The 12,450-nt window shown below is 71.2% G+C and carries 10 protein-coding genes and 1 riboswitch; all 10 genes read left to right on the forward strand.

The features are described 5' to 3' along the window. The first annotated feature begins 308 nt into the window (after positions 1–308). Positions 309–731 (forward strand): DUF6479 family protein, encoded by a 423-nt coding sequence (locus IF55_RS28295; RefSeq protein WP_030892080.1) that lies wholly within the window; start codon positions 309–311, stop codon positions 729–731. A gap of 107 nt (positions 732–838) precedes the next feature. Then, the gene (locus IF55_RS28300) at positions 839–2,290 is read left to right on the forward strand and encodes a cytochrome P450 family protein (protein WP_078645415.1); all 1,452 of its coding nucleotides are present in this window, start codon (positions 839–841) and stop codon (positions 2,288–2,290) included. A gap of 82 nt (positions 2,291–2,372) precedes the next feature. After that, entirely contained in the window at positions 2,373–3,584 is a 1,212-nt protein-coding gene (locus tag IF55_RS41265; protein ID WP_078645372.1) for a LysM peptidoglycan-binding domain-containing protein, read from the forward strand. A gap of 261 nt (positions 3,585–3,845) precedes the next feature. After that, a riboswitch (cyclic di-AMP (ydaO/yuaA leader) is annotated at positions 3,846–4,022 on the forward strand. Between the two features lie 2 nt (positions 4,023–4,024). After that, positions 4,025–4,744, forward strand: a complete 720-nt coding sequence (locus IF55_RS28310) for a LysM peptidoglycan-binding domain-containing protein (RefSeq protein ID WP_030892070.1) — start codon at positions 4,025–4,027, stop codon at positions 4,742–4,744. 381 nt (positions 4,745–5,125) lie between these two features. After that, complete coding sequence (gene eno, locus IF55_RS28315; protein ID WP_030892065.1) at positions 5,126–6,406, forward strand: phosphopyruvate hydratase; 1,281 nt, start codon at positions 5,126–5,128, stop codon at positions 6,404–6,406. Between the two features lie 157 nt (positions 6,407–6,563). Then, positions 6,564–7,019 carry an FtsB family cell division protein gene (locus IF55_RS28320; RefSeq protein WP_030892063.1) on the forward strand — a complete coding sequence of 152 codons (456 nt, stop codon included), beginning with the start codon at positions 6,564–6,566 and terminating at the stop codon, positions 7,017–7,019. A gap of 332 nt (positions 7,020–7,351) precedes the next feature. Further along, entirely contained in the window at positions 7,352–7,987 is a 636-nt protein-coding gene (locus tag IF55_RS28325) for a DUF501 domain-containing protein (protein WP_169767281.1), read from the forward strand. Beyond that, a complete protein-coding gene (locus tag IF55_RS28330) occupies positions 7,984–8,910 on the forward strand; it encodes a Ppx/GppA phosphatase family protein (protein ID WP_030892057.1) in 927 nt (308 codons plus the stop codon). Before IF55_RS28325 ends, IF55_RS28330 begins: the two co-directional genes overlap by 4 nt. A gap of 464 nt (positions 8,911–9,374) precedes the next feature. Continuing rightward, complete coding sequence (locus IF55_RS28335; RefSeq protein WP_030892053.1) at positions 9,375–10,796, forward strand: NAD(P)/FAD-dependent oxidoreductase; 1,422 nt, start codon at positions 9,375–9,377, stop codon at positions 10,794–10,796. 276 nt (positions 10,797–11,072) lie between these two features. Then, entirely contained in the window at positions 11,073–12,386 is a 1,314-nt protein-coding gene (locus IF55_RS28340; protein WP_030892050.1) for an SAM-dependent methyltransferase, read from the forward strand. Positions 12,387–12,450: the final 64 nt, after the last annotated feature.

Genomic DNA, 12,450 nt, shown 5'->3' on the forward strand with positions numbered 1-12,450 from the left:
GCCCCGGCCCGAGCGAGATCCCGCCCGACTGAGCCCCGCGGGCCCACCCGGCACCCGCCCCGGCTGAGCCCCGGCCCGACCGGGCCCCCACCCGACTGGGCCACCCCCTCGGTCGGGGCCCCGCCCCGAGCGAGACCTTGCCGACCGGGGCCGGTTTGGCGTCTGGGGTCGGCCCCCGTTCTGGTCGGGGGCGGGGGTGGTGTCGGTTTGGGGGTGGGGCTTTGGGGGGGGTGGTTCACTCGGACGTCCGTACACCCGTTCGGCGTAGGGGGCGACATGTCTGGGCGATCGGGGGGTACCCCAGTGCCATGCACTCAGAGATTTTCTATCTCGCCGCCGACAACGGGTTGCGGGGCGGTATCGCTCCGCTGGCCGTCGGGATCGTCGTCGTGGCCCTGTTGATCGGGGCCGTCGCTTACGGGCGCAGGCGGCGGGAGCGTGAGCCCGCGCCGCCGCAGGAGCCGCAGGAGCGTGCTGGTTCGTGGCAGACGCCGGAGGAGCAGAGCGGGCCCGTACCTTCTGATCATGGTCCCGGCCATGATGGGGAGCGGGACGCGCTCGGTTACGTCAAGGAGGGGCGGGCCTCTGATGAGCTGGCTCCGGACGGGCACCGCTATCTGCCGCACGAGCTGACGGACCCGGACAGCCACAGCGACCCGGAGCAGAAGCCGCGTAAGTGGAACGAAGGGGGAAGCGGCGGCTTCGGCAGCGGAGGCGGCGGGCATACGTAGGCAACACCTCAGGCCGGTCCTGGCGGGTCGGGCGCCGGTCCTCGGGCGGGGCCCAGGGAGCGGGCGCGCTCCTATAGCGTCGTGGGGTGCACGACAAGAACGCCGCCATGCCAGCCGACGGCCCCGCGCCAGCCGACGCCTCCGCCTCCGCGCCAGTCGACGCCTCCGCCTCCGGGTCAGTCGACGCCTCCGCCTCCGCGCCAGTCGACGCTCCCGTCTCCGCCCCAGCCGCGCCGGCCGGCCCCGCCACGCGTGGGGCGGACGAGGCGGTAGAGGCGGGAGAGGCGGTCGAAGGTTCTGGGCCCGTTCCCGCGTTGTTCGGGTGGGAGTTCGCCGCTGATCCCTATCCCGCGTACGCGTGGCTGCGGGAGAACGCGCCGGTGCGGCGTACCGAGCTGCCCAGCGGGGTCGAGGCATGGCTGGTGACGCGGTACGCGGACGCGCGGCAGGCGCTGGCCGACGGGCGGTTGTCGAAGAACCCCGTGCACCACTCCGAGGCCGCGCACGGGAAGGGCAAGATCGGCATTCCGGGGGAGCGCAGTGCCAACCTGATGACGCATCTGCTGAACATCGACCCGCCGGACCACACGCGGCTGCGGCGGCTGGTCTCGAAGGCGTTCACGCCGCGCCGGGTGGCGGAGTTCGCGCCGCGCGTACAAGAGCTGACGGACGGCCTCATCGACGGCTTCTGTGAGAAGGGGACGGCGGACCTCATCCACGAGTTCGCCTTTCCGCTCCCCATCTACGCGATCTGCGATCTGCTGGGAGTCCCCCGCGAGGACCAGGACGACCTCAGGGACTGGGCCGGCATGATGATCCGGCACGGGCAGGGGCCGCGCGGCGGGGTCGCCAGGGCGGTGAAGAAGATCCGCGGGTATCTCGCGGACCTCATCCACCGGAAGCGGCTGGGCGACGGCGACGATCTGATCTCCGGTCTCGTCCGCGCCTCCGACCACGGCGAGCACCTCACCGAGGAAGAGGTCGTGGCGATGTGCTTCGTGCTCCTGTTCGCCGGTTTCGAGACGACCATCAACCTGATCGGCAACGGTACGTACGCGCTGCTGCGCAATCCCGGCCAGCGGGAGCGGTTGCAGCGGGCCCTGGCGGCGGGGGACGAGACGCTGCTCACCACCGGCATCGAGGAGCTGCTGCGGTACGACGGGCCGGTGGAGCTGGCGACCTGGCGGTTCGCCACCGAGCCGATCACCCTGGGTGGGCAGCGGATCGGCACGGGCGACCCCGTGCTCGTCGTGCTGGCGGCCGCCGACCGCGACCCGGAGCGGTTCGCCGACCCGGACACCCTCGATCTGTCGCGCGGTGACAATCAGCACCTCGGGTACGGGCACGGCATCCACTACTGCATCGGCGCGCCGCTCGCCCGGCTGGAGGGCCGGGCCGCCCTCGCGACGCTGCTGCGCCGCCTGCCCGACCTGCGCCTCGCGGCACAACCGGAGGAGTTGCGGTGGCGCGGCGGCCTCATCATGCGCGGACTGCGCACGCTGCCTGTGGAGTTCACGGCCAGAAGTGACGAAGAGTCAAGCTACGTGACCTGCACGTGACCTCGGCTACATCGGCTTGTGACTGCCTGGGCGCGTCGCTATCTTCAACCGACAACTCAGCCGCCACACGAGAGGCAACCGCATGCGCACCGGGAACGGTCGACACCGCCGCCCCCGTCAGGTACCGGCCATCGTCGTAGCGGCGGGGGTGACGGGCGCCGGGATCGCCATGCCGCTGCTCGCGGCCACCGGTGCGAACGCGGCGGACACCGCCACCTGGGACCGCGTCGCCCAGTGCGAGAGCGGCGGGACGTGGAGCGCCAACACCGGCAACGACTTCTACGGCGGGCTCCAGATCTCGCAGCAGACGTGGGACCTGTACGGGGGGCGGGCGTACGCGCCGCGGCCCGACCTGGCCAGCCGAAGCCAGCAGATAGCCGTGGCCCAGAAGATCCTGGACGGTCAGGGCACCAATACCTGGTCGGGGTGTGCGGTCAGTTCGGGCCTCACGCGCGGCAGCGCGGCCCCGGGCGTCGACCCGGGCAGTACACAGGCCCCGCCCTCGGGGTCCTCCTCCCAGTCGCCCACGCCCTCGCACTCCGCCGAGCCGTCCCAGAGACCGTCGGATCGCGACCGTACGACGGATTCGAAGTCCGATCCGAAGTCAGGTCCGAAGTCAGATTCGGAGACGGGTTCGGAGACGGGTTCGAAGTCGGATGCGAAGAAGGGCGAGTCCGGGAAGGAGAACTCCGGAAAGGGCGACCCCGGCAGGGGCGGGTCGAGCGCCACGTCCGGCCAGGAGGGCACCGGCAACAAGAGCCCAGGCTCCAACGGCTCTGGCGGTGCCCACGGCTCCGGCTCGGCCGAGAGTCCCGCGGCCGGTGGGAGCCCCTCCAGCGACCCCACAGACCCCGTCACGGGCTCCTCGGCGTCCGGTGGGGGCCGGCACCGCGGCAGCGCGGATGAGGGGGAGCGCGGAAGTAAGGGGACTGGAGAGTCCACCGGGGGCACGGGAACCACAGGAGCCTCAGGAGCTACTGGGGCTCAGGGGAGTGGGGAGAGCGGCGGGAGCGGAGGCTCCGGTTCCGCGCAGGGCGGCGACAGCGGCACCGGGCGGAGCGGCGGCGGGCGGCATGCCTCGCGGGGCGGGGAGGCGCGGAGCGGAGATGCGTCCCGTACGTCCCAACAGGCCGCCCACGACTACACGGTGCGGTCGGGCGACAGCCTGTCAGTGATCGCGGAGGAGCACTCCGTCTCCGGCGGGTGGACCACGCTCTACGAACGCAACCACGGCACCGTAGGAAGCGACCCGGATCTCATTTTCCCTGGTCAGAAACTTGATCTCGGGAAGTGAGAGCGACGGTACGGGCGGTATGTCCGTTCCGAGGGAAAGTGAGACATGGGTCTCGTTGACAGTCTCGTGATCTCCCGTTGTCCGATCTCTCCCTACCGTCTCTCACCTGCGGAAATGCGCTGTTTCTGTGGGTAAGGAGGGGCAACTGCCGCCAGGAGGGGGGGTTTGAACCCTCCTGGGCAGTGTGTTTAACGTCTTCACCGCTCACCACCGTGAGCACCACGATCGCCACGCCGAATCCTGCCGGCGGTCGCTGGAATCGTCGCGAAAGCGCCGTAGGCAGGAGCGGGGGAACCAAGGTAGGCCGCCGGAACGGCCCGTCGACATCGACGGACCGGAACGGCTAGGGGTGAAGCCCCGTGTGCTCCGGCACACGAGGCCGGGCAGCTCACAGCCCGAACCCGACAGCTCACCTCGTAGGCGTCGGTGAGGAAACCAACATGCTTATCTCCAAGGGCAAGCACCGCCGTCCGTCCAAGGCCGTCCGCGTCGCCACGCTCGCCGGCGTCGCCGGTGCCGCGGTTGCCGTCCCGCTGATGGGCGCCACCTCCGCCTCCGCCGCCTCCGTCTCCACCTGGGACAAGGTCGCGCAGTGCGAGTCCGGCGGCAACTGGTCGATCAACACCGGCAACGGCTACTACGGCGGCCTGCAGTTCAACAATTCGAGCTGGGCCGCGGCCGGCGGCACCAAGTACGCCCCGCGCGCCGACCTGGCCACCAAGGGCCAGCAGATCGCCACCGCCGAGAAGCTGCTCGCCATGCAGGGCCCGGGCGCCTGGTCCTGCGCCGGCGCGGGCAACCTGTCCGCGGGCGGCCCCTCCGCCAACGTCAGCACCGGCGGTTCCTCGCACAGCAGCGGCTCGCAGCACGCCGACCGCAGCCAGCGCCAGGCCGCGCCGAAGCAGCAGGCCCCGAAGCACTACGCGCCGAAGAAGCAGGCCCCCAAGCAGGCCGCGCCCAAGGCCGCGCCGCAGCCCGTCGCGCCGAAGTCCATCCAGAAGGGCGACGGCGAGTACAAGGTCAAGTCCGGCGACACCCTCGGCAAGATCGCCAAGGAGCACGGCGTCAAGGGCGGCTGGCAGAAGCTGTACAACCTGAACAAGGGCATCGTCTCCGACGCCAACCTGATCTACCCGGGTCAGCAGCTCCACCTGAGCTGATCCGGCTCCCCGGGACGGCTTCATCACCGTCCCCGTCTCTCCGCTCATGAGAGACCGCCCCGCTGCGGCGCGCTATCCCCCCCGATCGCGCCGGAGCGGGGCACTCGCATGTCCGGGGGCGTACGCGCGGGGCGGCGCCGCCTGCCGCGTAGGACGGAGGGGCGGCTCGTGTCGCGTATGACGGGGCGTCGGTTCGTGGCGCCTCTGTCATGTCCAGTTCCCGCCCCCGTTCCCCGTGGGGCGAAAACGACCGCCATTCGTCCGCTGATCTGGCTCTTTAACCCATATTTCCGCCCAGAGTCCGGGCTGCGCGCGGGCGGAGGCCCCCCGGCCCGTTAGGCTCGGGGTGCAGAAACCAGTCACCCCATGAAGGAGACACTCGTGCCGTCCATCGACGTCGTCGTAGCTCGCGAGATCCTCGACTCGCGAGGCAACCCCACGGTCGAGGTCGAGGTCGGCCTCGACGACGGCTCCACGGGCCGTGCCGCCGTGCCGTCCGGCGCCTCCACCGGTGCCTTCGAGGCCCTGGAGCTGCGCGACGGCGACCGCAACCGCTACCAGGGCAAGGGCGTCGAGAAGGCCGTCCTCGCCGTCATCGAGCAGATCGGCCCGGAGCTCGTCGGCTACGACGCCACCGAGCAGCGCCTGATCGACCAGGCGATGTTCGACCTGGACGCCACCGCGGACAAGTCCTCGCTCGGCGCCAACGCCATCCTCGGCGTCTCCCTCGCCGTCGCGCACGCCGCCTCCGAGGCGTCGGACCTGCCGCTCTTCCGCTACCTCGGCGGCCCGAACGCGCACCTGCTCCCGGTGCCGATGATGAACATCCTCAACGGCGGCTCGCACGCCGACTCCAACGTGGACATTCAGGAGTTCATGATCGCGCCGATCGGCGCGGAGTCCTTCTCCGAGGCGCTGCGCTGGGGCGCCGAGGTGTACCACACGCTCAAGGCCGTCCTGAAGGAGCGCGGCCTGTCCACCGGCCTCGGCGACGAGGGCGGCTTCGCCCCGAACCTGGGCTCGAACCGCGAGGCGCTCGACCTGATCGTCGAGGCCATCAAGCAGGCCGGTTACGCGCCCGGCCAGGACATCGCGCTCGCGCTCGACGTCGCCGCCTCCGAGTTCTACAAGGACGGCGTCTACGCCTTCGAGGGCCAGGAGCGCTCCGCCGCGCAGATGACGGAGTACTACGAGGAGCTCGTCGCCGCGTACCCGCTGGTCTCCATCGAGGACCCGCTGTTCGAGGACGACTGGTCGGGCTGGAAGGTCCTCACCGACAAGCTGGGCGAGAAGGTCCAGATCGTCGGCGACGACCTGTTCGTCACCAACCCGGAGCGCCTCGGCCGCGGCATCGAGGAGGGCGCCGCCAACGCGCTGCTGGTCAAGGTCAACCAGATCGGTTCGCTGACCGAGACCCTCGACGCCGTCGAGCTGGCCCAGCGCAACGGCTTCAAGTGCATGATGTCCCACCGCTCCGGCGAGACCGAGGACGTCACCATCGCGGACCTGGCCGTCGCCACCAACTGCGGCCAGATCAAGACCGGCGCCCCGGCCCGTTCCGAGCGCGTCGCCAAGTACAACCAGCTCCTGCGCATCGAGGAGATCCTCGACGACGCCGCGGTCTACGCCGGCCGCTCGGCGTTCCCGCGCTTCAAGGGCTGACCCCGCCGGTCCGCGAGCCCGCGGAACACGGCCGAGCGCGTAAGCGAAGCGTCCCCGGCGACGGTCCCGTACCGTTGCCGGGGACGTGTACGTACGCGGGTCGCACGGGCGGCGCGGGGATACGGGCGACGAGGGCGACGAGACAGGGGAGGCGGCAGTGCCGGCGGATCGGTTCTCCACCGCGACCAGGCTCAAGGCGCTCGGCGAGCAGGCCGCGGCCCGCGTGTACCGGACCCGGCCCGTCCGCCGCAACCGCCTCACGGGCCGGGCCGCGCTGCTCGCCCTCGTCGTCTGCTCGCTGGTCGTCGCCCTCGCCTACCCGATGCGGCAGTTCATCACCCAGCGCTCGGACATCGGCGACCAGCAGCGGCAGTCACGGGAGGCGCGCGAGGAGGTCAAGCGGCTGCGCGAGGAGAAGGCGCGGCTGAAGGACCCGGCCTACATCGAGCAGCAGGCGCGCGAGCACCTGCACTACGTACGGCCGGGGGAGACCGGCTACAGCGTGGTGGGCGGCGGTCTCGACGCCGAGCGCCCCAAGGATCAGGGCGGCGCGGGCCGCTCCTGGTCCACCAACCTGTGGGACGGGGTGGACAAGGCCGACGACCGGCACTGAGACGGACGCCCTGCGGGGTGCCGGGGGCCGTACGGGCCCGGCCTCCGCCCCAGCCGCCCCTGGCCCGGCTGCCCTGGTGCGTACGATCCGGCGCGCACGACCCGGCGCGTACGGCTCAGCACGTACGACCCGATGCGTACGACCCGGCGCCTACGACCCGGAGTCCGGCCCGGCCCCGGCGCCGCCCGTACGATCGGGAGCCTCCAGTCCCGGAGAAGTCCCGACGAAGCCCCGAAGAAGTCCCGACGAAGCCACTGAAGAAGCCCGAAGAAGCCCGAACAAGCCCCGGCGAATCCCGAGAAGCCCCCGGAAGACCGAGTACGAGCGAGCCCATGGACACCCCTCCTCCGAAGACCGAGCCCACGACCCCGACGGACGCGGACATCGCCGCGTTCAAGGAGCAGTTGGGCCGCCCCCCGCGCGGCCTGCGCTCCATCGCGCACCGCTGCCCCTGCGGCAACCCCGACGTGGTCGAGACCGCGCCGCGCCTGGAGGACGGCACGCCGTTCCCGACGCTCTACTACCTGACCTGCCCCCGCGCGGCCTCCGCGATCGGGACGCTGGAGGCGGACGGCGTGATGAAGACGATGACGGCCCGGCTGGGCACCGACCCGGAGCTGGCCGCCGCGTACCGCGCCGCGCACGAGGACTACATCACCCGCCGCGACGCCATCGAGGTGCTCGAAGGCTTTCCGAGCGCGGGCGGCATGCCGGACCGCGTGAAGTGCCTGCACGTACTCGTCGGCCACTCGCTGGCGGCGGGGCCGGGCGTCAATCCGCTCGGCGACGAGGCCATCGCGATGCTGCCGGAGTGGTGGCGCAAGGGGCCGTGCGTCACGCCGTGCCAGTCGGCCGACGCCGGCCGGGCCGAGGACGCGGCGTCCTCCGGGGGAGACGCGGTGTCTTCCGGGGGAGACGCGGCGCGCTCCGAGGGAGACACGGCGTCCTCCGAGGGAGGCGCCAAGTGACGCGCGTCGCCGCCGTCGACTGCGGCACGAACTCCATCCGGCTGCTGGTCGCGGACGTCGACCCGGCCACGGGCGAGCTGGTCGACCTCGACCGCCGGATGACGATCGTCCGCCTCGGCCAGGGTGTGGACCGTACGGGCAGGCTCGCGCCCGAGGCGTTGGAGCGGACGTTCGCCGCGTGCCGCGAGTACGCCGCGGTGATCAAGGAGCACGGGGCGCGGAAGGTCCGCTTCGTGGCCACGTCGGCGTCGCGGGACGCCGAGAACCGGGACGAGTTCGTCCGGGGCGTGTTCGACATCCTGGGCGTCGAGCCGGAGGTGATCTCCGGCGACCAGGAGGCCGAGTACTCCTTCACCGGGGCGACGAAGGAACTGGCCGGGGACGGCGAGTACCTGGTCGTCGACATCGGCGGCGGCTCGACGGAGTTCGTGGTCGGCGGCGAGCGGGTGCGCGCCGCCCGTTCCGTGGACATCGGCTGCGTACGGATGTCGGAGCGGCACATCCGGCACGATCCGCCCAGCGCCGAGGAGGTCACGGCCATACGGGCCGACGTCGAGGCCGCGCTCGACCTCGCGGAGGAGACCGTTCCGATCCGCGAGCCGCGCACCCTTGTGGGGCTCGCTGGCTCCGTGACGACGGTCGCCGCGATCGAACTCGGCCTGGAGCAGTACGACTCCGCCGCCATCCACCGCTCGCGGATCTCCTACGAGCGCGTCAAGGAGGTCACCGAAACCCTCCTGTCCGCCACCCATGACGAGCGGGCCGCCATCCCCGCCATGCACCCGGGCCGCGTCGACGTCATCGGCGCCGGCGCCCTCGTACTCCAGTCGATCATGGAACGGACCGGCGCCGCCGAGGTCGTCGTCAGCGAGCACGACATCCTCGACGGCATAGCGTTCGCCATGGCCCTCGGCGACGGGTGAGCCCTCAGATGCCGCGATAGACGTCGCGCCGACGGCGCGCGGCGCGGCCACCGCCTGGCGCTCCAGGCCGCCCGGCGGCCCGGAGCTGCCGCGATTCCCACCCCTCCCGCGCGCCCCGCCGTGGCCCCCGCGAGAAAGTTCGTGAAGTTCTTCACAAGGAAAAGGGGCCTGGCGGGGGCGGGGGTGGGGGGTATGGCCGGGTTCGGCGGGGCGGGAGGGGGTGTTGGGTGTGTTACGGGGGGTTTCCGGGTGTGTGTGGTCCGTGTGAAATCTGGCAGTGGTCTAGTTGTGGTTCTGGACACAATGCCAGTTCAGTGGGGGTGAACAACGCGTTCCGGGGGGTCGTGGTTCCCTGGGCGGGCTATGGCGTCGGTCACGGTGGCGGCGAAGTGTAGCAGATAGGTGGGGCATCCTTGTGAAGGGGCTCACGAAGCCCGGCCATGCGGGTGCTGGATACTCGAATCATGAGCACCACGGAGCGTCCCAGGATCCTCGTTGTAGGCGGTGGGTACGTAGGCCTGTACGCGGCGCGCCGCATCCTCAAGAAGATGCGGTACGGCGAGGCGACCGTCACGGTCGTCGACCCGCGCTCGTACATGACGTACCAGCCCTTCCTCCCTGAAGCTGCGGCCGGCAGCATCTCTCCCCGTCATGTGGTGGTGCCGCTGCGGCGCGTGCTCCCCAAGGCGGAGGTCCTCACCGGCCGGGTCACCACGATCGACCAGGACCGCAAGGTCGCCACCGTCGCGCCGCTCGTCGGCGAGGCGTACGAGCTGCCCTTCGACTACCTGGTCATCGCCATGGGCGCCGTCTCCCGCACCTTCCCGATCCCCGGCCTCGCCGAGAACGGCATCGGTATGAAGGGCGTCGAGGAGGCCATCGGCCTGCGCAACCACGTCCTGGAGCAGCTCGACAAGGCGGACTCCACGACCGACGAGGAGATCCGGCGCAAGGCGCTGACCTTCGTCTTCATCGGCGGCGGCTTCGCGGGCGCGGAGACCGTCGGCGAGGTCGAGGACATGGCGCGCGACGCCGCCAAGTACTACCCCAACGTGAAGCGCGAGGACATGCGCTTCCTGCTGGTGGACGTGGCCGACAAGATCCTTCCCGAGGTCGGCCCGAAGCTGGGCACCTGGGGCAAGGAGCACCTGGAGAGCCGCGGCGTCGAGGTCTACCTCAAGACCGGCATGAACTCCTGCGTCGACGGCCACGTCGTGCTCAACAACGACCTTGAGGTCGACGCCAACACGATCGTGTGGACGGCGGGCGTCAAGCCCAACCCGGCCCTGTCCCGCTTCGGCCTGCCGCTCGGCCCGCGCGGCCACGTCGACACCGCCGCCACCCTCCAGGTGCAGGGCACCGACTACATCTGGGCCGCCGGCGACAACGCCCAGGTCCCGGACCTCATCGGCCGCAAGGCGGGCAACGAGAACGCCTGGTGCCCGCCGAACGCCCAGCACGCGCTGCGCCAGGCCAAGGTCCTCGGCGACAACGTCGTCTCCGGCATGCGGGGCTTCCCGCAGAAGGAGTACAGCCACGCCAACAAGGGTGCGGTCGCCGGTCTCGGCCTGCACAAGGGCGTCGCGATGATCGTCATGGGCAAGACGAAGATCAAGCTCAGGGGCCGTCTCGCCTGGTACATGCACCGCGCGTACCACGGCATGGCGATGCCGACGTTCAACCGCAAGATCCGCGTCTTCGCCGACTGGACGCTCGGCATGTTCCTCAAGCGCGAGGTCGTCTCCCTCGGCGCCATGGAGCACCCCCGCGAGGAGTTCTACGAGGCGGCCAAGCCCGCCCCGCAGGCCGCCGCTCCGACCGAGAAGAGCGACAAGACCGATGAGGCAGACAAGGCTGCCAAGGGCGAGAAGGCCAAGGCCTCCTGACCCTGGCCTGATCCGCTTCCCTTCCGGAGCTCTCCGAGGCCCGGCCCTCCGCTCCGCCGTCCCCGGCGGACGCGGTGGCCGGCCGCCCCGGCCGGAGGGGCCGCGACAACCGAAACCGAAGGACGTCCACCGAATCCGTGGGGTGGGCGTCCTTCGGCGTGCCGGGTTATTTTGCAGATTCCAGGCCCGTTTCGGGGATGGGTTGGAAGCCCTTCGGTGTTTACGTGGTCAGTGAACGTACTTTGTCTCTGATGCTCCACCACGGAGGTGTGCGACATGGCCGACGCCGCTCGACGGCTCACCGCGCTCGCGGAGGAGGTGCTGGGCGGCCCGCTCCCGGTCCGTATCCGCGCCTGGGACCACAGCGAGGCCGGCCCGCCAGGCGCCCCCGTGCTCGTGATACGCCACCGCAGAGCCCTGCGACGACTGCTCTACAAACCGGGCGAACTCGGCCTCGCCCGCGGCTGGGTGGCCGGCGACATCGACGTCGAGGGCGACCTCTACGAGGCCCTCGACCTGATGGCCGGCCTCATCTGGGAGCGCGGCACCCCGGCCAAGCGCCAGCCGGTGCTGGCCACCGCCCTCGCCGCCGTGCGCGACCCCCGGATGCGCGCCGCCGGCCGCGAACTCCTCGCCCTCGCCGGGGCGGGCCTGCCGCCCGCGCCGCCGCGGGAGGAAGCCCCCAAGAGCCACGGACCGCTGCACACCCTGCGCCGCGACAAGCAGGCCATCAGCCACCACTACGACGTCGGCAACGACTTCTACGAGCTGGTGCTGGGGCCCTCCATGGTCTACTCCTGCGCCTACTGGGAGTCCCCGGAGGCCACCCTGGAGCAGGCGCAGCACGACAAGCTCGACCTCGTCTGCCGCAAGCTCGGGCTGGAGCCCGGCCAGCGCCTGCTCGACGTCGGCTGCGGCTGGGGCTCGATGGTGCTGCACGCGGCGCGCGAGTACGGCGTGCACGCCGTGGGGATCACGCTCTCCGAGGAGCAGGCGGCGTACGGGCGCAAGCGCGTCGCCGACGCCGGGCTGAGCGACCGCGTCGAGATCCGGGTGCAGGACTACCGGCAGATCCACGACGGCCCCTACGACGCGATCTCCTCGATCGGCATGGCAGAGCACGTCGGGTCGGCGCTCTACGCCGAGTACGCGGCCGACCTCTACACCCTCCTCAAGCCGGGCGGCCGGCTGCTGAACCACCAGATCGCCCGCCGTCCGCTGCTCGACGAGGAGCACTACCAGGTCGACGAGTTCATCGACCGCTATGTCTTCCCCGACGGCGAGCTGGCCCCGGTCGGCCGTACCGTCGGCCAATTGGAGGAGGCCGGGTTCGAGGTCCGCGACGTGGAGGCGCTGCGCGAGCACTACGCGCTGACGCTGCGCCAGTGGGTCGCCAACCTGGAACGCAACTGGAAGGAAGCGGTCCGGCTGACCACGCCCGGCCGGGCCCGCGTCTGGCGGCTCTACATGGCCGCCTCCGCGCTGTCCTTCGAGCGCAACCGCATCGGCGTCAACCAGGTGCTCGCGGTCCGCACCCCGGAGAGCGGGGCCTCCGGCGCGCCGCTGCGCATGCGCACGTGGGGCGCCTGACCGGGAGCGTGAGCGGAAACGGGTCCGGCCCCGCGGTGGAGACCGCGGGGCCGGACCCGTTTCC

Origin of the sequence: Streptomyces varsoviensis (genome assembly GCF_000718635.1) — a bacterium.
Taxonomy (GTDB): domain Bacteria; phylum Actinomycetota; class Actinomycetes; order Streptomycetales; family Streptomycetaceae; genus Streptomyces; species Streptomyces varsoviensis.